Origin of the sequence: Leclercia sp. LSNIH1 (assembly GCF_002902985.1) — a bacterium.
Classification (GTDB): domain Bacteria; phylum Pseudomonadota; class Gammaproteobacteria; order Enterobacterales; family Enterobacteriaceae; genus Enterobacter.
In genome coordinates, this window is sequence record NZ_CP026167.1 from 262,141 (window position 1) to 282,236 (window position 20,096).

Below are 20,096 nucleotides of genomic sequence, written 5' to 3' on the forward strand. Positions count from 1 at the left end.
AACCAGATATGATTCCTGTGAAATTTTCATTAAGCGATTGCCTCTACCACTATGGTTTTAGGGGATTTAAGAATCAGTTCAGCAGCAACTTTCTGGCTTGTTGCTGCTGCGCCAACACTACGAGGGGCATTAAGGCGGGCAACCTCAAAACCGGCATAGAGATAATGAACAGTCTCCACATCGCTGTTGGATGCCACGACACTTATACCCTTCCGCGCCAGGCGCCGCAGCCTGCGCGCCAGCCTACCCTGATCCATATGAGAAAATCCGCCCTCAGTGTAAGCGGTGAAATTTCCCGTCTCTGTCAGGTATGGGGGATCGCAATAGACCACATCGCCATCACGCACCAAATCCAGCGTTTCGGCATAGTGAGCGGTAATGAAGGTTGCGCGCTTTGCCTTTTCAGCAAACGTCCGGACTTCATTTAACGGAAAATAATTAGTCTTGTATTTGCCGAACGGCACGTTGAACTGACCGCGGCGATTATAGCGACACAGGCCATTGAAGCAGTGACGGTTCAGGTACATGAAACGCGCTGCGGCTTCCACGCTTTGATCACCAAAAGCCTTACCAGACATGTTGAACGCGTCCCGAACCGCGTAGTAATAAACAGCGCGGCTCTCTGCCTCACCCAAATAACCAGCAGAGAACAGGATCTCCAGCTCACGGAGAAATGCGTCAGTTTCGTATGCCATGACCTTATAGAGATTAACTAAATCAGGGTTCACGTCAGCGATCAGATATTCGTCATAGTCCGTATTCATCATGACGGCGCAGGAACCGGCGAACGGCTCAACCAGGCGTTTACCTTCTGGCAGATGGGGGAGCAGCTGCGACATGAGGCGCACTTTACTGCCCACCCATTTCAGCGGAGTTTTTATTGCCATGCCGCACCGCCTTTGCTGCAAATGGCCGCAGCCTCTTCACGCAGCAACTCAACAATTTCCGCCGCGCTTAAACCTTCGTTGGCTGCATGGGTGGCCAGCTTATCCAGACGTGTAGAACACAGATCAGCAGCTGCGGCTTTACCTTCTTTCGTGGCTTTCGCCAGCATGGAAAGCAGGTCAGAACTGCTCTTTGCTACGGGTGAATCATTACGTGTCATGTGCATATTGGTTTCCTTAAGGCAAAAGAATCCCCGGCCACCGGATGGGTGGCCAAAAATTCAGAGGTTTATTTAGTGGTAAGAAACGGTAACTGGCGCGGCTGAATAGCTCGGCGCGGGAACCTGATGCAGCTCGTAGGTTTTGCGCCACCATTCCTGGATAAGCGCCTTAACTTCACCAACTCCCAAAGCACCCGCCATGTAAAAAACGGATCGGATACTGGCTAACGCCTCCACCTGGGCATACTGGCTTTCGGTTTCACGGTAAACACTGCACCAGAACGCGGCATTGATCGCGAGCCAGTGACGCTGGATGGTTAAGTGCTCAGTGTCGTTAAAGAAGAACGGATGTAGTGCGACACGACCATGTTTAACAACGCTTTTAGACAAAAAAAGTTGGGTGTAATTATGCGGAACTCCCCAGGCATTCAGTTCCTTGTTAAAAATCCCGCTATCTACTGAAATTACTGGCATTAGTGATTCCCCTGCTGCTGCATTTTCTGAACGATGTGTGGAGCGATAATCATCTGAACCCCGTTTCCACTGCTGACAGGACGGGCTTTTTTGATTGGCCGGCTTGCTGTTCGTGATGAAAAATCGCTGTCACGCAAACTGCCGAAACCCTCAAACGTCATTCGCGCTCTGGAAATACCCTGGCGCAACTGGATCATTGCCCGATAGTCCAGACGTTCGAACAATTCCCGCCAGCTGCACTTACACAAGTGGGCTTTAAAAACGTCCAAACCGGAAGCGACTGCAGCCGCATGTAAAACAACGCCGCGCCATTCCGGGTTCAGTTTGTCCCACCAATCAGCAGCCTCACTGCTGCTACTGAAATATTTGCGGCGGATATTTCTCAACTGCTCCAGCCCGCGTTTTTGCTGCTCGTTATTAATGGCCATAACGTCCTCCACTCAGACGGTGGCTAAGACGCTGCCACCACGGACGACGAGGCAAGCGACCATTGAATTTGTACTGGTGTCCAGGGTTCCAGCGCTGACCGTTTGGTAACTCAATCCAGCCAGTAGTCCCGCTGGACAGCTGCATGGCCGGTGATTGTTCTTTCAGGTAAGTAACGAAAGCTTTCATAGTCATCCCTCACATCAACCCTGTTGCGTTTGTCGTGACGATATCTACGGCAGCAGCAAAGACAGGGGCAGACTGAAAACGAGCCTCAACGGAATAGACGATCAGGGAGAGGCTGCGAATGGCATCACTGGCGCGATCAAGAATCTGGTTTCGGCGCGCCTGGGTCATCTGTTCTGTGGAAACCGCTTCCCCGGCAATTGCGCCCACGCTGGCAGCAGCGGTGAGCGCACAAAATTGCATGTTCCCCATAGTGGCGTTGTTAACCGGGACGGAGGGCTGACAGTGCAGTTGGCGCAGCATGCCATCAAGAATGCGCGGGTCTTCTGTCGCATCTGTGATGGCAATGAGTTCGATAAGGGTCAACTGGTGCGGCTGATCCGGGTTCAGCTTGCAACGCAGGGTTGCCGGGCGCATCCCTACCGATTTAGCCAGCTGCTCAAGGTTATGAGACTGAGCGAAAGCCCGGCAGGCGCTATCAAGGTGATTGTGTATGGATACCTTGTAATCGTACATGATTCACAAATTCCTAATTGCTAGCCTGGATTACGCGTTAAGCGAAACTTCACACTCGCTTAATGCCATCACGGTTAAAGCAGCCATGTTGACCTCAACCAGCCCTTTTTTTTGCGCACCTTTGGGTTTGATTGGCAATTTTCCGTATGAAATCAGGTTCTCAGCGGTGCTGCGGGACATGCCAGTGCGGCGGCAATACTCATCGAGTGGGATGTATGGATCAGGGATCACGATTGTAATGTTGGGACGCATAATGCAAACTCCTTCGGTTACGGATACGCCAATATCCGCCGTTATTAACCAATATTCGTATAAAACTACAACGAGGAGAGCCTAGATCGTATTAAGCGACAAAGCAATACTTTTGTCGTATTTTACGAATCACTGGCTAATTTATGGGCAAATTCTCTTACGGACAAATCAGCCACAGCAGCGATGTGCTCGATAGGGTCATTGATGCTTACGGTTTTACTTCGAAACTTATGCTTGCCGAGCATTTTGATATGGCATCAAGCAGCCTGGCGGGACGATATAAACGCGGCGGATTTCCTGCAGATATGGTGGTTAGGTGCGTCGCCGAAACTGGTGCCTCACTAGAATGGTTAGCTACAGGTCAGGGCAGGAAATTTGATGATGAAGAACTCGACATTTTGAAAATGCCTCGCCGCAAAATCGTTGATGGTCTGATTTACGAAGCCGGGATGTATATGCTGGATAAAGTCTCTTTCTTACCAGGTGTTCCGCTCCCCTCCTCACCGGTATGCATACTTGAGGGCAACAGCCAGTTTATCGTTGATACCTCATTTACCGAGGTTTATGACGATCAATGGCTGGTTGATATCGAAGGCAAAACGAGTATTCGCACCCTCACCCGCATCCCAATAAGGAAAGTAAGGGTCAGTGGCGTAGGCATGGCATTCGATTGTTCAATTGAAGATATAAAAATCTTGGGCAGAGTTGTATTAACCATAAAATAAACATAAGGATTTGAAGATGATTGACTACAAAACAGCATCAAAAGATCAGTTGAAAGAAGAGATGAAGCGCTTAGCGGCTACGGTATCTGACGTACCGTTTGGCACAAAAAAGGAATTCTTCCACCTTCCAGAGATTTTAAACTCCGGCGAGCAACCATTAGCAATTGCTAGCGGGATGATGGACGGAAACACATGGCTTATTACGCTCACCAATAAGCGAGTGATTTTCCTTGATAAGGGTATGCTTTTTGGAGTTAAACAAATTGACATTAATCTCAACAATATTGTGAGTGTTGGCGGTAAAACTGGGCTGTTATTAGGTGAAATTATGATTTCAACCAGCGGCCAAAATTACACTATCAAAAATGTAATGAAGGGTTCGGTAATTCCTTTCACCAATTTAGTGAATGAGACAAGAAACACCCTTAATACCCCGGCGCGGCCACAAAAAGAACCAACCAAAGCCACTCAATCTTTTGATGAGCAAATGTCAAAAATTGAACGCCTTGCCGAAATGAAAGAAGAAGGGATATTGACGGAAGAGGAATTTCAGCAGCAGAAACAGCGCATTCTTAACGGTTAATTTATGACAGTTAGAAAATTAGCCAATGGCCAATGGGTTGCTGATTTTTACACTGTAGGCAGAAGCAACGGAAAAGACGGTAAGCGTGTTCGCAAAAAATTCGCCACCAAAGGCGAGGCGCTGGCGTTTGAAAACTACACCCTTCAAAAAGTGGAGGACGCGCCCTGGCTTGGACAAGGTAAAGACAAACGTCTCCTTTCGGATCTAATCCATCTCTGGTTTGAACGGCACGGGATAACTTTACGGGATGGCGAGAAGCGCAAGAGCACTATGCTCTGGGCTGATGAGTGCATGGGTTCGCCCTTGGCTACAGAATTTACAGCCCAGCTTTTCACAGCTTACAGGGCTAAAAGGCTGGATGGCCATTTTGCCCGAACTAAGCGCGTAACGAAAGTTTCGCCCCGCACCATGAACCTTGAGCACGCTTATTTTCTGGCGGTTTTTAATGAATTGAAGCGGCTCGGTGAATGGGATGCACCGAACCCCTTAGAAAATGTTCGTCAGTTCAGAACCGAAGAAAGCGAGATGGCTTACCTGACTGGTGAGCAGATCGATAAGCTTTTAGAAGAATGCCGCAGCAGTTCCGCAAAAGACCTGGAAATGATAGTGAGGGTTTGTCTATCGACTGGCGCACGCTGGGGAGAAGCTGAAAAGCTCAAACGCAGCCAGATCACTGCAGGTAAAATCACCTTTATAAAAACGAAAGGGAAGCGCAACCGCACCATCCCGTTAGACTCAGAACTCATTGCTGAACTACCAAAGAAAAACGGCGCTCTTTTTAGCCCATGTTATTACGCTTTCAGATCGGCGCTCGAAAGGGCGGAAATTGAATTACCGGCCGGGCAGCTGACGCACGTGCTCAGACACACTTTTGCATCTCACTTTATGATGAACGGGGGAAACATACTGGTTTTGCAAAAAATCCTCGGTCACACCGATATTAAAATGACCATGCGTTATGCCCACTTTGCGCCTAACCACTTGGAAGAGGCGTTAAAGCTTAACCCGCTAAAATGTCGCAAAAGTGTCGCAGCAACTTAAGTTTATTGGACTATATAGGTTGATATTGGTTTTCTATATCACTGATTTTAAACTAAGTTATTGTTTTTACGTTGGTCGTTATGGTTCTCATAATCGCTTGGTCGCTGGTTCAAGTCCAGCAGGGGCCACCAGATTTTGGCTTTAAAATCAAAGAATTAAGCCACTCCAGTGAGTGGCTTTTTTTTACGCTAACACTAATAAGTAGCTTCTAGCACGCTCTCAGTGCGTCCGGTACGGCTCCCTCACATAATCCCGCAAGATATACACCAGATCGTGCAGCAGCCCGGTCAGATCCTCCGCGACTGCGCCCGGCAGCATATTCCCCAGTAACGCCTGATTCAGCGAACGCAGATATCCCACCATCAAACAGGTATCCTGCCAGCAGTCCGGCATGGCGGAATCCGGCAGCTCATCAACGGTGAGCTGGGCAATAAGGTGTGGGGGTAAATCTTCATCACACAGTTGCGCCAGTCGGGTGAGCACGTGCGACAGCCGTCCGCATAACGCCAGACGCGCGGTAATTTCTTTAGTTTCAAGCAGAACTGTTACCAGAGCCGCGCAACGATCCGTGACCTCAAACAGGTCAGCAGAGGCAGGCAGGGGCGAGGTGAGCAAGTGGCGGATAACGCTTTCGTCAGATTCGGGGTAAGTCAGGGTTGGGATCGTAGCCATAAGGCATCCTCCTTGTACGAGAAATAAGATCACCACCAGAGTTCCTACGCTCGGGGGGTGACGCTGACGGAGGTAGGAATGCCGACGTACAAGGGGATCGGCCAGCCTTTCGGCTGCTCCGCCAGCGCCACTGTAATCATATCGGGATACGCGCTGGCAGGACACCAGATCGTGAATCTGGGTCACCTTGTACTAAAGCGGGTTCCTACGCCCGGTTGCAGGTTTCACCGCAACGAGGAGACTCTACGCCCTGCTCTCCCCCACACAAAACAAAAAGCGCCACCGCAAGTCATTCTTGCGAGGCGCTTTCCAGAATCTCACCTTAGGAAGGTAAAACTTACCTTGCCAGCGACACCAGCATCTTCAGACTCGCAGAATAGTAATCCTCCTGAGCCGTGATCTGCGGCTCGCCCGCCGGGAGTTGCCCCATCGCCAGGTCACGCACCGCCAGCAGGCCGCCGTCCATCATATAGGGCGCCGGATCGTTGGTGGTGATGTTCACCCAGGCTGGCGTCTGGGTACGGGAAAAACGTCCCCAGTAGGCGGTATATGGCGCCATCAGCGGGCTGGTTGGCTGATACCACTTCACGTAGAGCGGCACGCGGATCGCATCGTAGCTGAAGCGCGCCGGCCACTCTTTGGCCGGGGTTACGCGCCCGTCGGCGTACAGTGAAACCCAGTCCGCCGGGAGCTGCGTGTTGCCGAAGCGCATTTTCACCAGCAGCTTCTGCCCGTCATTGATCAAATCACGCCACACCGTCAGATGGCTGCGCTTCGCGAAATCCTCCCAGGCCGGGAAGATAAAATAGGAGGGGTTGAGATTCACATGGCTGTTGAGGTTAAAGCCTTTCGCGCCAGGCAGCATCACGCGGTAACCGGCAAAGCTGATCACATTGCGGGCCACCAGCTCTTTGGTGATGGCGTCCGACGCGTTCAGGTAATTGCTGTCATTCCACTGGGTGCCCGCCTTTAACAGCGCCCAGGCGATAAAGGTATCGCCGTCGGTGGCATTGTTTTTATCCATAACCGGATCGGCGGCCACCGGGTTAAAGCGCCAGTAGAACAGGCCCGTCTGTGGGTTTTGCAGATTCTTTTTGGTCCAGCTCCAGATTTTGTCAAAACCCGCGCGATCGTTGTTGCGCACCGCCATCATCATGGCGAAGCCCTGCCCCTCGGTATGGCTCACGCTGTTGTTGCCGGTATCAATGATGCGACCATCCGGCATCAAAAACCGCGCCTTGTAACTCTCCCATGCGCTTCCAGCGAAAACCTGATGGCTTAACAACAGCCCCAGCGCCAGAACCACGATTTTAGTTCGCTGCCACATGGCCGATCCTTATTGATTGTTTTGATATCTGAAATGGATAACCGTAGCCGAGGGGGATGCCTCCCGCCACAGTGAAACGTGCGATTTTCCGCCCTGCTCGCGCAGCCAGCGGGCATAGAGTCCCTCCAGCACCGCGCTGAAGGCGTGGTTCCAGGCCATCTGCTTTGCCTCTTCAGGCGGCACCGGCAATGCCGTATGCACGATGCGGATCGCCGTGTCGCTGGCATCAATATCAATATAGCCCCAGTTAAAGGCCGCCAGCCGGGCGTTGATCTGCTCTTCGAGTTCGCCCACCGTGTGCGCCAGCATCAGCGGGAAGCGCTCGCCCAGGGCGTCGCCCATCTGCACGAGAAAGGCGCGGCTCTGCGCCTCGCCGACGTTCGCCACCATCGTCTCAACCATCACGTGGATCAGTCCAAACCAGCCCGACTGGGACTGTTGATGCTGGTAATAGTGCAAAAGCTGTTGATCGTTCATTACTTGTTCCCCAGAAGGTAGCGGAAGTAGAGGCTTGCGGTGCTTTCATTGTAATCACCGAAGGTGTCATACCCAATCTGCCCGCCGATGGTCATATCTTTGTTGAGTTTGTAGTCCGTGGACGCGCGCAGGTTGTAGCCCAGGCCGTTTTCGCTGTTGCCTTTGTAGAACGCCTCTTTGGCGAAACCACGGGAGACGTAATCTTCCAGCTGGCGCTGCATGGCCGCGTCCGTCGGGAAGTACGGGCTCTCATCCTGGGAGTAAGACTGATAACCAATCGACGCGCCTAACCCCAGGTTCCAGTTGTCATATTTCTGGGTGTAATCCACCGGGAAGGAGACGCTGATATAGTCCTGCGGACTGAAATAGCCCCCCTGCCCGTAGCTGAAGTAGCTCAGGTTTTTGTCGAAGTTCATGTAGTTCATGTTGATGCCGGCTTTCAGCTCGCGGTCGGCGGCGTAGTAAGGGCGGAAATAGACCCCCGCAGAGCCGGTGACGCTGGTGTTGCTCGGCACGTTCTCCCCGACATAGTCGTACACGCCAAACCCGGCGTAGAAACCTGCATCGGTATTATCATAGCTCAGCTGCGCGCTGCCGCCGTTTTTGGTGACCTGGCCCCACTTCTTGCCGCTGTATTTGTCCTCAACGCCAACATAGGAGAGGAGGCTGTCTACCACCGCACGACGCTCGCCGGTAAGCACCAGCTTGAGGTAATCGGTCAGCTGTGGCGACCACTGGATCCCACCCACGACGGTATTCAGATCCTGGCCCAGCGGCGTGGAGCCAACGTCAATTTTGTATTGATCCCCGGTGAGCGCCATCGCCACTTCCACACCCTGAGCGCTTTGCGAGCCCTGGGACGGCACCTTGATTTTGTCGATATTCGGCAGCTCAGGCGGCGTGGTGGTGGAGGCGTTATAGAGCTCTTCGGCCACGCCGCCCTGAATCAGCGCCCCGGTACCAAACCGGCGACTGGATTCATCGAACGAGGTACCCGCATCGAGGCTTATCGGCGTGACGTTAACGTCCAGGCGGGAATCACCGAACGGCACGGTGGACCACTGCAATGGCGCCTTGATCTCGGTGAGCTTGCTGAGCCCATCTTCGCCGTCACGCGCGCGCAGGGAGGTTGATCCTCGCGCCCAGGTGGCGGTTTTATCCACCAGCATCTCCATCATGTTATCCACCTGGCGCAGCGTACCGGCCTGGGCGGTTTCCACCGGCAGATCGGTGCGCACGGTACCCGGCGGCGCGGTCTGTGGATTACGCGCCAGCTGGGCCACCTGCCACGGCATCGCCTGGCCGTAGAGCGACGGCGACGCCGCCACCTCGCCGGTGCTGGAGGTACCCACAAACGGGTTGTCGGCCAGTGCCAGGCCGCCCAGCATTGGGGCGGTTTCACCGGTGTTATTCTGCAGGCCGAGCAGCTTGCCGCGCGCGGTGCGCAGATAGCTCATCGCCTGCTGATGGTTGCCTTCCGCCTCGGAGACCCGCGCCAGCAGCAGCAGGCGCTCCGGCGAACCGTCGTTGGTCAGCCCGGCGCTCAGCTGCTTCGCTTTATCGACATTTTTGCTGGCCAGGGCCACATCGATCGCCCCGGCCCGCGCATCCTGCTGCGGTGTATCGCGGGTCATCAGGTAGTCGTAGACCACCCCTGCCTCTTTATTCATCTTGCCGGACTGATAGACGCGGGCCATCGCAAACATCAGATCGGTGTTCTGCGGATCGTTTTGCATGGCGCGGATCAGCTTGTCGTAGGCCGCGGCATAGTTGCCCTGGGTGCGCAGACGATCGGCCTCGTTGATCACGTAGCCGTTACGAATGCTCGCCAGCTGGGTTGGCGTACTGCGGGACTGCAACTCCGGGCTGGCAAGCCAGGCCTGGGCTTCGCTGCCCAGCCCCGCCTGATTGAGCACCGCCACCTGATCGGCATAATCCCCGGCGTTACCCTGCACGCCGCGGCGCATGTTGTCGTGGACCACGCTCACCGCAGTGGTGACATCCCCGCTCTGGGCCAGCATCCGCGCCAGCTTGCCCGCATCCGCCGGGCTTTGTGGCGGACGCGCCGCCAGGGCTTACAGGGTGTTGGCCGCCGCGGTGCGATCGCCCTGCGCCAGATAGCGCTCGGCGACGTTCATCTGGAGGTTGTAGTTGACCCGCTGCGACAGCTCGCGCATATCGCGATTCTGGCTGGGGGCTGGAATGCGCGACAGCAGGGTTTGCGACTGCTGCCAGGCGTTGTTTTCACTGGCGAACAGCGCGGCAGCGTAGAGTTCGCTGTTGCTGGCGTTCGGGCGGAAGGCCGGTGCCATGGTGTTGGCCGCCTCTGCGTCGCGTCCCTGTTTCTGCAACAGACGCGCAAGATCGAGACGCAGCCAGGGATCGGACGGATAGCGGGCCGTCCCCTGCTGCAACAGCGCAATGGCGCGCTGCGGATCGCCGTTGGCCGCCGCCTGCTGCGCCTGACGACGCAGCGGATCGGTCGGGTTGCCGCCGGAGACGCGCGGCTGGAGCCTCGCCTGCAGGCTGGCCGGCAGGGTTTGCAACATCGCCTGGGCTTCGGCGGTTTTGTTCTGCTCGCGCAGGACGTAGTAGAGGTTTTCCCGGGCCGCGCCGTTGTTCGGCTGCTCGGTCAGCAGGCCGCGCAGGGTCTGCTCCGCCGAGGTGTAATCTTTGTTATGCCGCTGGACGTCGGCGCGGAACAGCTTCGCCGCCGCCCCCTGTTCGCCACTGCGCTGGGCGAGCGGTGCGCTCAGGGCCAGCGCCTGGCTGACGTTACCCTGTTTGTAAGCCGCCTGCGCCTGGGCCAGCTGGCCGTAAAACTCGGCATCCTGCGCCTGCTGCTTGCGCTCCTCAGAGGCGCTTCCGCCCAGGCTTGCTGCACGGTTCAGGTATTGCGCGCCTGCGGCGTAGTCGCCCTTGCGCAGGGCCACGTAGCCCATCCCGGCCAGGGCGTCGGCATCTTCCGGGTTGGTCTTCAGCGCCTGCTCAAACTGGCTGCGGGCGGTGTCGGTATTGCCGCTGTTCAGCGCCACATAGCCTTCGCCTTTTGCCGCCCCGCCGATGCTTTTACGGAAGTAGTCCTGCACTGCGGTATCGGTGGGATGGCGCTGGAGGTAGGTCTGGTAATAGGCTTCGTCACCCGCCTGCGGCCCCAGCCAGAGCAGAGCCTGACGCAGGGATTTATCCGCGTCCTGACTGCCGCTTGCCAGATCCTGGAGAATATCCATCCCCTCGCGGCGGGTGCTCTCCTGATAGGTGAGCACTTTGCCCAGCGCAATTTTGACGTTGTTATCCTGCGGGTACTGCACGCGCAGCTGACGCAGCTCGCTCATCGCCTGCGGATAAAGGGATTTGTCCCCCGCCATGGTCAGATAGTATTCCGGGGCCAGGCTCGGCGGCGGCTGGTTGCCGGTAAACAGGCTCTGCCAGGTGCTAAGCGCGGCGGGAATATTGCCGCTGCGCGCCTGCTGGCGGGCCAGCTCCAGCTGCCCGCGCGGCACCTGCTGCATCTGTTTGGCGTTATCCAGCGCCTGCAGATTTGCATCCTGCGGCGAGACCGCCGTTAAGCGCTCACGCCACTGCGCGGCCCCTTTCATGTCCCCAGCCTGCTGTGACCACAGCGCCATCAGGTAGAGCGCCTGGGTGTTATTGGGGTCCACCATCAGCACTTTTTTCAGCGATTCCATCGCCAGGTTATCGTGAGACTTTTCGTGCCAGTAGTTTGCCTGGTCGAAGAGCGCTTTCAGCGCCGGGTTATTGGCCGACTGCGCGGCATCCGCCGCCTGGGCGCCCTGAAGGCCCCCGAGCGCCAGCCCGCTGAACAGGCAAAGCACAGGCAGATGTCTGGCGGTTTTGTTTTTATTTTCCATAGTGTTACCACCCTTACTCACGATCTGAATCCTGTGGGTTAAGTCGTTTATGCGCGCGTTTTTTCAGTAACGAGTAGAGGCTCAGGCCAATAATCGTCGCGAACAGCAGGCCAAAAATTGCCAGCATGGCGGAGTGCTGCGTGGCATACCACACCACCATCATGTACCAGGGCATCTGGCCGCTCGGGAACTGCGGGCCGACGCGGAAACTGCGCACGCCGTTTTCATCGGTGATGATCGCCGTATCGCCGCGGATCCCGGCGTTGATGCGGGCCGAGTTAAGATCGTTATGCAGACGCGAAAGCTGTTGGTCATTGCTGCCAATCGCCATCACCACCAGCCGCTGCGGGTTCCACTGGGAGCGGAAGCTGACAAAGCCGCGCCAGGATTCGTTCGACGAGAAGTAGCGGTCGGCATCGACGCCCGACGCGTTCCAGTCGCCCTCCAGCAAGCGCTGCGCTTTTTCCAGCATCTTCGGCTCGCGCACCCCAAAGGTGTGTTCGTTGCTGATAAACGGCGACTGGGCCAGCAGCGCGCGGTTGAAGGCGGTTTGGTCCAGCGTGGAGACCGCCAGCACATCGCTGTTGCTCAGGCGCAGCAGGTTCGCCCCGCCAGAGGGCAGACCGAACATCACGCGGTTGTTGTTCAGCGCGGTCCCGGTGGCGTTACCGGAGCGGGCGGCGAGATCCAGCAGCGTGCCAATCTCGCTTTCGCTCGGGTTTTCCGGCAGGAGTAATACCGTCTGCGAGAAGTCCGCCAGACGGGTAAACGGGAACGATGCGCCGACGAAGTAAGAGAGATTTGGCAGCAGCGCGAAGTGGCGCGAATTGCTCAGATCGATGCTGGAATCTTCGTCGATACGGCTCTTGATGTTGTTATTGAGCAGCACGCTGCACGGCGCGGTCTCTTTGGTCTGGATGTTGAAATAGAGCTGCAGCTGGTTGTCGCCGTAAATCAGATAGGGCTCCAGCGGCATGACAAAGTTCTCCTGGCGCGCATCGCCGCCGAGCTTGTGCCACAGCCCTTCCAGCAGGCCCTGTTTGTTTACCGGCAGGTTACGCAGGAAGGTGCCGTTAAAGGTCATCGACAGGTACGAACGCTGTTCGTCGATCCAGCTTTCGGACGGGAAGCGATAGGCTATTTTCAGCGGAATGGTGTCGCCATCCCACATAAAGAGATCCGGTGCGGCACGGAACCCAAGGGTCAGCGGCTCGTGCCAGATGCCGGTCACCGTCAGGCTCTGATCTTTACGCATCAGCTCGCTCAGCAACACCGGGCGGTCGGTGGCGATCCAGCGCGGGGCGTCATAAGGTTTGCTGACCGGGATGTTCTGGGCCTCCACCAGCAGGCTGGTGGTCTGGCCGCTGAACTCTCCGCGGGTCAGACGCCATGCGGCGCTTTTCAGTTGCTGCTCGTTATTGCCCACCACCAGCAGCAGTTTGTAGATCGGGTTGGCCGGGTTATCCACCACCTGGAGCATCGCCCCGTTAGAGGCAGGCAGCGTCAGGCCGCCAATCGACTCGCCCGGTTTGCCGAACAGGATGCCGTTTTTCTCCGGCAGCTGGTCATGCAGGGCGTCAAACGAAATACCGCGGTAGTCCGCTTCGATCCCCAGCCACGAGGCGATCAGCGCCGCCGCGCCCACCTGCTCCGGCAGGGTTTTGGCCGGGAAGGCGAAGGTCAGCGTGGTCGGCGTCATCTGCATCTCATCAAGGAACGGACGCGGGAAATGGCTCAGATCCGCGCCAATGTTCAGCTGCTGCGCCTCCAGGTCGAGACGCGTGTTCGGCATGATGGTGACCTGATAATTGTCCGACAGATCCCGCTGGCACAGCAGGGCGTCGCCGTCGTTGATTTTGAAGCTGATGTTGTTGCGTGACACCACCATCGCCGCCGGGATCTCCAGCTGATAGCTCGACACATTACTGTCGGCAGAGCCCAACGGTACCGTCCCCAGCGGCTGGCCGTTGAGCATCAGCTGCAGGGTGGTATTACGGGCCGCCATCGCCGGAGAGACCTTCAGGTTCAGCTCCAGCTGGGCATTGGTGATCACCTGGTCCGCCGAGAGGGTGAAATCGATTCCCCCCTGTAGCTGCCCACCGCTTAACACCACGCCATTGGGCTGCCCCATCTGGGCAACGGTGATACTGCTGCTGGTGCCAGGGGTGATCCCCATCGGCACCGGAGAAGCAGGAACGGCGTCGGGCGTCACCGGCATGGCATCCGGTGCCGGGCTGGCAGTCGGTTCCGCAGCCGCCTCTGCCGCCGGCGGGGTCTGGAAAGCGGGCAGCGTATCGGGTGCAGGCAGGGAAGCCGGCGCCGCATCCTCAGTGGACTGCGCTGTGTCCGTCGCGGGCGGGAAATCCACCGGCAGCAGCGATTCCACGGTGGTCGGCTCTTCCGCCGTCACCGGCTGCGCCAGGACGCCAAATACAAACAACATCTGCAGCGCTTTGCGGGTCATCCCTTTCATACAGCGGTATCCTCGGTGGCGTTATTCCTGCGCCCTGCATCCTCATGGCGTTGACGACGCTTATTACGACGGTCTTTCCAGGTCAGCCAGAACAGATCAAATACGCTGCGAATAATGATAAACAACGAGCGGAACGGATTGTCCTGCGGCTTAGGCGGGTTGATCCACGCATCGGCGCGGGCCAGCACCACGCGCACCAGCTCGCGGCGGCGCTCCAGCGGGATCTCGGCAAACATCAGGCGTATATACTGCTCATCGTGGGCAATGACGCTCACCGGAATACTGATCGCCCCGGATTGCAGCTGTAGCTCAATCTCTTCGATCTCATCGGTCAGGTGACGGTCGTCCACCACCGCAATACGGCAGCCGCCCATGGAGAGATCCAGGGTATGGCTGCGCGAGGAGATGCCGCTGGCGTAGTGGATCACCGCCGGCACGTTGGCATCGATACGGATCGTCTTACGCGTCTGGCGGGTTTCCCGCGCCACGGCAATGGCCGCCAGCAGGAAGATCAGGCTGTAGATACCCCAGCCGACGTTCAGGGCGATAACCATCGGATCGACGTTGAAATAGTCATGCGCGACGGCGCGCGTGATCCCGGCGACAACCCCTGCCGCCAGCAATACGGCGATGATCAGGTGCGGGCGGACAATGCTGAAGTCGAAATAGCCCACGTCCAGCAGCGCGCCTTTATCGGTTACGTTGAACTTCCCGCGTTTCGGGAAGATCAGGGTAATCACCGTCGGCAGCACCAGATGGAAGGCCAGCACGAGATCATAGATCTCCCCCCAGAAGCTGTAGCGGAAGCGCCCGTTGACCCGCGAGTTCACATAGATGCAGAGGAACAGGTGCGGCAGCATATAGGCGAAAATCAGGCTCGCCGAGGAGTGGATAATGTTCAGGTTAAACAGCAGGTAGGCCAGCGGCGCGGTGAGGAACGCCACGCGCGGCAACGCAAACTGGAACGAGAGCATGGCGTTGAGATAGCACAGACGCTGCTGCCACTTCAGGCCGCGGCCCAGCAGGGGGTTATCGACCCGCAAAATCTGCGTCATGCCGCGCGCCCAGCGGGTACGCTGGATCACGTGCACCACCAGGCGCTCCGTCGCCAGCCCTGCGGCCAGCGGAATATTCAGATAGGCCGATTTCCAGCCCAGGCGCTGCATCTTCAGCGCGGTGTGGGCGTCTTCGGTAACGGTTTCCACCGCAAAGCCCCCAATCTCTTCCAGCGCGCTGCGACGGATCACCGCGCAGGAGCCGCAGAAGAAGGTGGCGTTCCAGTTATCGTTACCGCGCTGGATCTGCCCATAGAAGAGCTGACCCTCGTTAGGAATATCGCGGCCTGCGGAGAGGTTACGCTCGAACGGATCCGGCGAGTAGAAGTAGTGCGGCGTCTGCATCAGCGCCAGCTTCGGATCCTGCAGGAAGGCCCCAACCGTCGCCTGCAGGAAGATACGCGTCGCCACGTGGTCACAGTCAAAGACGCAGATCAGCTCGCCTTTGGTGAGCTTCATCGCGTGGTTGAGGTTGCCCGCTTTGGCGTGGGAGTTGTCGTTACGCGTGATGTACCCTACCCCGACGTTGGCGGCAAACACCGCGAACTCGCTGCGCTTGCCGTCATCCAGCAGATAGATCTTCAGCTTATCCGCCGGATAATCCAGGCACTGCGCCGCCAGCACGGTATCGCGCACCACGTCCAGGCTTTCGTTATAGGACGGAATATAGATATCCACCGTCGGCCACTGCGACATATCATCCGGCAGCGGCACAATCTTGCGCTGTAACGGAAAGAGGTTTTGCAGATAACTCAAAATAATGGTTATCCAGATATAGAGTTCGGCGAGAAATAACCCGATCCCCAGTATGGCCTCAATTTCGGAATTAAAGTGCAGCGTCTGCGTGGCCCGGAACCAGATATATCGTGTGGACATTAACACCGCCACGATCATCATGATTACCGATACGCGGTGATGTTTGCTAAAGCCGAGCAGCAGCAGCGCCCCAATGCTGATTAAGCCGAAGATATACTGCTTCTGGCTATCCATTGGGGTGATAATAATGAGCACGGCGATAGGTGCTAAGACCAATAGCAGTAGATAAAACAGCGCCTTTTTCATAGGACGTCCCTGGAAATTGTCGTCAGAAACTGGAGGTTCTCAGGTTGGCGTGTACGGCGCCGTCCCCCACCTGGATACCCAAAATGCCCGCGATACGCTTACTCACCAGCTCGATATCGAACGCCGCCGCCGAGGTGGCGCTGAAATCCAGTATCGATTGCTGTGAGGCATTGGCCTCAGGCACGCTTTCATCCCGGTTGATCACACCAAGCAGGCGATCGCCGAGGCGTTGCTGTAAGAAGGCGGTGACGTCACGGCTGATATGGCGCCGGTTGTCACTCTGGTTCACCAGGAAATAGTATCCGGCCTTGTTGTTCGGCGGTTCGCCGCCGGTCAGCCGGTGGTTTTCAATGTGTGGCAGCAGTGACAGCGATGCGGTGTCGGCCAGCAGGGTCACCAGGTGCAGATCGGCCAGCGGGGAGATCGCCTTCAGCGCCGGGTTCGGCCCTGGCGGGAAGTCGGCCAGAATAACCAGCCCCGGATAGTTCAGCAGAGAACTTAACCCACGCGCCAGGAAATTGCTGTCGCTGGTGAGGTTATGTTCAAAGATCAGGCGCTGCTCTTCCGTCACTTCACCGTAGGGCAGGACAAACATATTGTTGCCTGCCGTCAGTACCGACTGGCTCCAGTCGGCGGATTCATTGGCGCGGGCAACGTAGCCGCGTCCGTCAGACAACGGCACGCCAAAATGCAGACGCAGCGCGTTCTGTACGTCGAAGTCAATGGCCAGAACTTTACTGCCGGAACGTGCCAGAGCATAAGCGAGGTTGGCCGTGACCGTAGTTTTCCCGACTCCGCCTTTTGGCGAGCAAATACACACTAACGGCATGAAGCGATTCTCTCCAGGAGCGGTTGTAACGGAAGATCTTTCACCGGATGGCTGGCACGTTCAGACGCTTTGGTGGCGAACAGCTGCTCAAAGCGCACCGGCTCTGCAGGTTTAGGCGCAGGGGTAGCGTGCGCAATGGGCACTACCGGCGCAGGCGTAGCACGAAACTCAGGTTGCGGCGCAGGGGCCTCTTTCACCGGCGGCTGGCTTGCCACCTCAGGTTTAAGCTGTTCGAACAGCGAGGGCGCAGGCTGCATCGGCGCCTCTTTTTCGGTGCGGTCAACATTCATGCTTTGCATGATCGACGGCGAGGAAACGGCAGGCGCCTTCGTCAGACTGGCAAAGGCAGCATCCAGCTCACCGGGTTGCACTGCCTGGGGAACCGGTACGGCGACGCTGCCCGCTTTCGCCAGCGCCGCGTCATTATTCACACCTGCCAGCTGGTTGATGATCGCCCAGCCGCTACTGGAAGCCTGCTTGTTTTGCGCAGACAAGTCCTTGAAGTTGATGTCACCGGTGCGCGTTTTATCCTTGAAACGCTGCAAATCATCATAATTTTTCATGGCATTACTCGTGATTTACAAGTCAGTATTATTTGTTTCCTGCATGACTTTGCCAGGGACAACCTTTTTGTGGGAATACGAACGTGTAAAGGGGATCAGTGATTAACAACCGCCATAAAGCATTCCCTTTACGGGTAGTCATATTTGCTTAGTAAATATTCTAATGCATATTACGTAGAGCTAATACTATGTACAAGCTTATCGACAGATCGCGTAATTTCTCCACTTTCTGCCAGCAGCAACCCCTAACATACAGATAAAATATCGCTCCATGTCACCCAGGCGAAAGATTAATCCAGCAAAAATATAGCACGCAAAGCTTAATATCGACATGAAACTATAAGCAGGGTTTATGAAAAACAGGATAAAGGGGTGAGTATGGCGGGTGCACGGCAGCCTGGCGGGTAATGGGAAAGTTGCAGATAAATAATCCCGGCGCAGGGGCCGGGACTGAAGGAGATTACAGGGCTGTTTGTCCGTATTTTGGCGAACGAGGCCCGTACAACAAGCCGCCAGGCCCTGCGCTGAACAGACGGGCGCTGGTCACCTGAGCGACATCATACGCTTTATCGGTTGCCGAATGCGCAATCTGGGTCACCGCCGCGCTGATCAACATACCCAACAAGCCACCGCCAGAATTACTCTGACCCTCATTGCTTGAAGCCGTGGCAATGCCTTTCCACAGCTCTTTCCCGGTGCGTAAATCCACTAACCGCGCCGCTGCGCTCACGCGCGTCTCGCTGCTAATCACCTGGTATGAGGTGCCGTAATCGGTGAGGGTGATGTACATCACCGCATCAGCGCCAAAGATCTCGTGCAGTTTTTTCAGCGGGATCGCGCTGATATCGTCCGGATTGGTCACGCCGTTTTGTTTAAACGTCTCTTCCACCACCGCAACCGGGAACACGTAGTAACCGGACTCGGCAAGCGGCAGAGTGACGCTGCTCAGAAAGCCGTGACTGGCGTTCACGTCCGGAGAGGTATTTTTTGGCGGCAACACCAGGATGCTGCGTGGTTTGCTTTCCCGAAAGGCAGAATAATCAGCGGGCGGCGTCTTATTAGTGGAGCAACCCGTAACGATCAGCGTCAGTGCCAGGGTAAGGAGGGCTGAGATTCCTTTCATGTTACGTCCCTTTATTTTTTCGTGGTCAGGAAATGAATATACGAAGCCGATTCCGGATACTGCGTTTTTTCGGCATTAAATTCGGCCATCGCCAGCTCTCTGTTACCCGTATTGCTGTAGAGCATTCCCAGTTGGGCATGCACGCCGGGTGGAACAGGCTTGCTGCTTGCCCGTGACGCGTCGATCAGCTTCTGCAGGGAAGCAATTTGCTCCTGCGGGCTGGTTTTACCGGTGAAGTAGTCATAGACCGAGGTCTGATAATCCCCCCACGCATAGATCTTTTGCGGCGTATTGGTTGCACAACCTGCCAGGAGCAGTAGTGCTGCGCCAGTAACGAGCTTATTTATAGTTGCCATCATCAATTCCTTTTAATGTGTATTTGACGGGTTCCAGCCACCGTTCTCCGTCCCGGCAACCAGATTATTAACCGCTTCGCGAATGGCGAGATCCAGCACTTTGCCGTTGAGCGTAGCGTCGTAACTGGCGGTGCCGCCAAAGCCGAGCACTTCACGATTAGAGAGCGCGTATTCACCTGCTCCCTGCGAAGAGTAGATCACTTCAGAGGTGCGGACATTGATCACATTCAGGGCCACTTTTGCATAAGCCACCTGTGATTTCCCGCGCCCCAGAATGCCAAACAGCGCCCTGTCGCCGGTCTCCTTACGGCCAAACTCCGTCACGTCACCAGTAATGACATAAGTTGCCCCTTTCAACTGCTGGCGCTGACCACTGATGCCGGACTCGGTTTTAATCTCTTCCATGTTCGCGCGATCCAGCACGTTGAAACGGCCTGTTTGCTGCAGGTGAGTAATCAAAATGGTCCTGGACTGGTTCCCCAGATGGTCGACACCTTCGGAGAATATTCCATTCATATAGCTGGAGCGGTTATCAAATTTCCCAACGGAGATTGGGCTGCGCTGGCCCTGCCAGGCGGTGTTATAGGTGGCGACTTTCGCGACTTCGACGGAACGGGAGGATTCCGTTGCACATCCTGTCAGCAGTAACGCGCTCAGGCAGAGCGAACTGATTAGTCCTTTTGTTATCATGCTATTCAAATTTCCTTATAATAAAACAGGCTAATTAAAAAAATTATTAGCGCCTCTCACTGACAATCATTTTCTATAAATCAAACCATGAGTCACTGGTTTTTTCATGAATACCAAATTGATTACTTCCTGTTATTCTCCTGACGCATATTTTTATTGGGGCATCTATTATGACAGGTGGCAATTTAATTACCTTATGTTGGTAACATTTTCAGATTATTTTGGGGTTTGCTTTTTTTCATTTAACAATAAAGATGCTGTGCCGATTTTTTTTATAGGTGCTGACTAT

General features: G+C 55.8%; 20 protein-coding genes and 1 pseudogene. 3 read left to right on the forward strand and 18 right to left on the reverse strand.

The genetic code is table 11. The annotated features are described in order from the left end of the window. Nucleotides 1–29: 29 nt before the first annotated feature. The 7 genes from C2U54_RS01405 to C2U54_RS01435 form a co-directional block, all read right to left on the reverse strand. Complete coding sequence (locus tag C2U54_RS01405) at nucleotides 30–887, reverse strand: DNA adenine methylase (RefSeq protein WP_103177076.1); 858 nt, start codon at nucleotides 885–887, stop codon at nucleotides 30–32. Continuing rightward, nucleotides 878–1,111, reverse strand: a complete 234-nt coding sequence (locus tag C2U54_RS01410) for a DUF2732 family protein (RefSeq protein WP_103177077.1) — start codon at nucleotides 1,109–1,111, stop codon at nucleotides 878–880. Before C2U54_RS01410 ends, C2U54_RS01405 begins: the two co-directional genes overlap by 10 nt. Nucleotides 1,112–1,177: 66 nt before the next feature. Then, entirely contained in the window at nucleotides 1,178–1,579 is a 402-nt protein-coding gene (locus C2U54_RS01415) for a hypothetical protein (RefSeq protein WP_103177078.1), read from the reverse strand. After that, nucleotides 1,579–2,007, reverse strand: a complete 429-nt coding sequence (locus C2U54_RS01420; protein WP_103177079.1) for a hypothetical protein — start codon at nucleotides 2,005–2,007, stop codon at nucleotides 1,579–1,581. Before C2U54_RS01420 ends, C2U54_RS01415 begins: the two co-directional genes overlap by 1 nt. Beyond that, nucleotides 1,997–2,194, reverse strand: coding sequence for a phage filamentation protein Fil family protein (locus C2U54_RS01425; RefSeq protein ID WP_103177080.1), 198 nt, complete (start codon nucleotides 2,192–2,194; stop codon nucleotides 1,997–1,999). The genes C2U54_RS01420 and C2U54_RS01425 overlap by 11 nt, the downstream gene beginning before the upstream one ends. A gap of 9 nt (nucleotides 2,195–2,203) precedes the next feature. Next, complete coding sequence (locus C2U54_RS01430) at nucleotides 2,204–2,707, reverse strand: phage regulatory CII family protein (protein ID WP_103177081.1); 504 nt, start codon at nucleotides 2,705–2,707, stop codon at nucleotides 2,204–2,206. Nucleotides 2,708–2,737: 30 nt separating this feature from the next. Beyond that, the gene (locus C2U54_RS01435; protein WP_059364896.1) at nucleotides 2,738–2,959 is read right to left on the reverse strand and encodes a helix-turn-helix transcriptional regulator; all 222 of its coding nucleotides are present in this window, start codon (nucleotides 2,957–2,959) and stop codon (nucleotides 2,738–2,740) included. A gap of 143 nt (nucleotides 2,960–3,102) precedes the next feature. On the opposite strand from C2U54_RS01435, the gene C2U54_RS01440 reads away from it, so the two are divergent. From C2U54_RS01440 to C2U54_RS01450, 3 genes are read left to right on the forward strand one after another with little or no spacing between them, the layout of a single operon-like run. Then, nucleotides 3,103–3,684, forward strand: coding sequence for a phage repressor protein CI (locus tag C2U54_RS01440; RefSeq protein WP_103177082.1), 582 nt, complete (start codon nucleotides 3,103–3,105; stop codon nucleotides 3,682–3,684). 16 nt (nucleotides 3,685–3,700) lie between these two features. Beyond that, entirely contained in the window at nucleotides 3,701–4,267 is a 567-nt protein-coding gene (locus C2U54_RS01445) for a PH domain-containing protein (RefSeq protein WP_103177083.1), read from the forward strand. A gap of 3 nt (nucleotides 4,268–4,270) precedes the next feature. After that, complete coding sequence (locus tag C2U54_RS01450) at nucleotides 4,271–5,308, forward strand: phage integrase (protein ID WP_103177084.1); 1,038 nt, start codon at nucleotides 4,271–4,273, stop codon at nucleotides 5,306–5,308. A 219-nt stretch (nucleotides 5,309–5,527) separates the two neighbouring features. On the opposite strand, the gene C2U54_RS01455 is transcribed toward C2U54_RS01450, so the two are convergent. From C2U54_RS01455 to C2U54_RS01510, 11 genes and pseudogenes are all read right to left on the reverse strand, one after another. Then, nucleotides 5,528–5,980 (reverse strand): hypothetical protein, encoded by a 453-nt coding sequence (locus tag C2U54_RS01455; protein WP_103177085.1) that lies wholly within the window; start codon nucleotides 5,978–5,980, stop codon nucleotides 5,528–5,530. A gap of 337 nt (nucleotides 5,981–6,317) precedes the next feature. Beyond that, a complete protein-coding gene (locus C2U54_RS01465; RefSeq protein WP_103177087.1) occupies nucleotides 6,318–7,307 on the reverse strand; it encodes a glycosyl hydrolase family 8 in 990 nt (329 codons plus the stop codon). Between the two features lie 9 nt (nucleotides 7,308–7,316). Next, nucleotides 7,317–7,784 (reverse strand): cellulose biosynthesis protein BcsD, encoded by a 468-nt coding sequence (gene bcsD / locus C2U54_RS01470; RefSeq protein ID WP_103177088.1) that lies wholly within the window; start codon nucleotides 7,782–7,784, stop codon nucleotides 7,317–7,319. Continuing rightward, nucleotides 7,784–11,656 (reverse strand): annotated as a pseudogene (locus C2U54_RS01475) (cellulose synthase subunit BcsC-related outer membrane protein). Before C2U54_RS01475 ends, bcsD begins: the two are co-directional and overlap by 1 nt. A gap of 13 nt (nucleotides 11,657–11,669) precedes the next feature. Continuing rightward, nucleotides 11,670–14,129, reverse strand: a complete 2,460-nt coding sequence (bcsB, locus tag C2U54_RS01480) for a cellulose biosynthesis cyclic di-GMP-binding regulatory protein BcsB (protein WP_103177089.1) — start codon at nucleotides 14,127–14,129, stop codon at nucleotides 11,670–11,672. Then, nucleotides 14,126–16,246 (reverse strand): UDP-forming cellulose synthase catalytic subunit, encoded by a 2,121-nt coding sequence (bcsA, locus tag C2U54_RS01485; protein WP_103177090.1) that lies wholly within the window; start codon nucleotides 16,244–16,246, stop codon nucleotides 14,126–14,128. The genes bcsB and bcsA overlap by 4 nt, the downstream gene beginning before the upstream one ends. Before the next feature lie 22 nt (nucleotides 16,247–16,268). Next, the gene (gene bcsQ, locus C2U54_RS01490; RefSeq protein ID WP_103177091.1) at nucleotides 16,269–17,075 is read right to left on the reverse strand and encodes a cellulose biosynthesis protein BcsQ; all 807 of its coding nucleotides are present in this window, start codon (nucleotides 17,073–17,075) and stop codon (nucleotides 16,269–16,271) included. Then, nucleotides 17,066–17,638 carry a cellulose biosynthesis protein BcsO gene (gene bcsO, locus C2U54_RS01495; protein WP_103177092.1) on the reverse strand — a complete coding sequence of 191 codons (573 nt, stop codon included), beginning with the start codon at nucleotides 17,636–17,638 and terminating at the stop codon, nucleotides 17,066–17,068. The genes bcsQ and bcsO overlap by 10 nt, the downstream gene beginning before the upstream one ends. 460 nt (nucleotides 17,639–18,098) lie before the next feature. Beyond that, nucleotides 18,099–18,761 (reverse strand): DUF799 domain-containing protein, encoded by a 663-nt coding sequence (locus C2U54_RS01500; RefSeq protein WP_103177093.1) that lies wholly within the window; start codon nucleotides 18,759–18,761, stop codon nucleotides 18,099–18,101. Nucleotides 18,762–18,772: 11 nt separating this feature from the next. Beyond that, a complete protein-coding gene (locus tag C2U54_RS01505) occupies nucleotides 18,773–19,117 on the reverse strand; it encodes a DUF4810 domain-containing protein (protein WP_103177094.1) in 345 nt (114 codons plus the stop codon). A gap of 12 nt (nucleotides 19,118–19,129) precedes the next feature. Then, nucleotides 19,130–19,807, reverse strand: a complete 678-nt coding sequence (locus tag C2U54_RS01510; protein WP_103177095.1) for a CsgG/HfaB family protein — start codon at nucleotides 19,805–19,807, stop codon at nucleotides 19,130–19,132. Nucleotides 19,808–20,096: the final 289 nt, after the last annotated feature.

Coding starts and splice junctions, on each gene's coding strand:
- C2U54_RS01405 (WP_103177076.1), bottom strand. CDS start 887: ATGGCAATAAAAACTCCGCTGAAATGGGTGGGCAGTAAAGTGCGCCTC.
- C2U54_RS01410 (WP_103177077.1), bottom strand. CDS start 1,111: ATGCACATGACACGTAATGATTCACCCGTAGCAAAGAGCAGTTCTGAC.
- C2U54_RS01415 (WP_103177078.1), bottom strand. CDS start 1,579: ATGCCAGTAATTTCAGTAGATAGCGGGATTTTTAACAAGGAACTGAAT.
- C2U54_RS01420 (WP_103177079.1), bottom strand. CDS start 2,007: ATGGCCATTAATAACGAGCAGCAAAAACGCGGGCTGGAGCAGTTGAGA.
- C2U54_RS01425 (WP_103177080.1), bottom strand. CDS start 2,194: ATGAAAGCTTTCGTTACTTACCTGAAAGAACAATCACCGGCCATGCAG.
- C2U54_RS01430 (WP_103177081.1), bottom strand. CDS start 2,707: ATGTACGATTACAAGGTATCCATACACAATCACCTTGATAGCGCCTGC.
- C2U54_RS01435 (WP_059364896.1), bottom strand. CDS start 2,959: ATGCGTCCCAACATTACAATCGTGATCCCTGATCCATACATCCCACTC.
- C2U54_RS01440 (WP_103177082.1), top strand. CDS start 3,103: ATGGGCAAATTCTCTTACGGACAAATCAGCCACAGCAGCGATGTGCTC.
- C2U54_RS01445 (WP_103177083.1), top strand. CDS start 3,701: ATGATTGACTACAAAACAGCATCAAAAGATCAGTTGAAAGAAGAGATG.
- C2U54_RS01450 (WP_103177084.1), top strand. CDS start 4,271: ATGACAGTTAGAAAATTAGCCAATGGCCAATGGGTTGCTGATTTTTAC.
- C2U54_RS01455 (WP_103177085.1), bottom strand. CDS start 5,980: ATGGCTACGATCCCAACCCTGACTTACCCCGAATCTGACGAAAGCGTT.
- C2U54_RS01465 (WP_103177087.1), bottom strand. CDS start 7,307: ATGTGGCAGCGAACTAAAATCGTGGTTCTGGCGCTGGGGCTGTTGTTA.
- bcsD (WP_103177088.1), bottom strand. CDS start 7,784: ATGAACGATCAACAGCTTTTGCACTATTACCAGCATCAACAGTCCCAG.
- bcsB (WP_103177089.1), bottom strand. CDS start 14,129: ATGAAAGGGATGACCCGCAAAGCGCTGCAGATGTTGTTTGTATTTGGC.
- bcsA (WP_103177090.1), bottom strand. CDS start 16,246: ATGAAAAAGGCGCTGTTTTATCTACTGCTATTGGTCTTAGCACCTATC.
- bcsQ (WP_103177091.1), bottom strand. CDS start 17,075: ATGCCGTTAGTGTGTATTTGCTCGCCAAAAGGCGGAGTCGGGAAAACT.
- bcsO (WP_103177092.1), bottom strand. CDS start 17,638: ATGAAAAATTATGATGATTTGCAGCGTTTCAAGGATAAAACGCGCACC.
- C2U54_RS01500 (WP_103177093.1), bottom strand. CDS start 18,761: ATGAAAGGAATCTCAGCCCTCCTTACCCTGGCACTGACGCTGATCGTT.
- C2U54_RS01505 (WP_103177094.1), bottom strand. CDS start 19,117: ATGGCAACTATAAATAAGCTCGTTACTGGCGCAGCACTACTGCTCCTG.
- C2U54_RS01510 (WP_103177095.1), bottom strand. CDS start 19,807: ATGATAACAAAAGGACTAATCAGTTCGCTCTGCCTGAGCGCGTTACTG.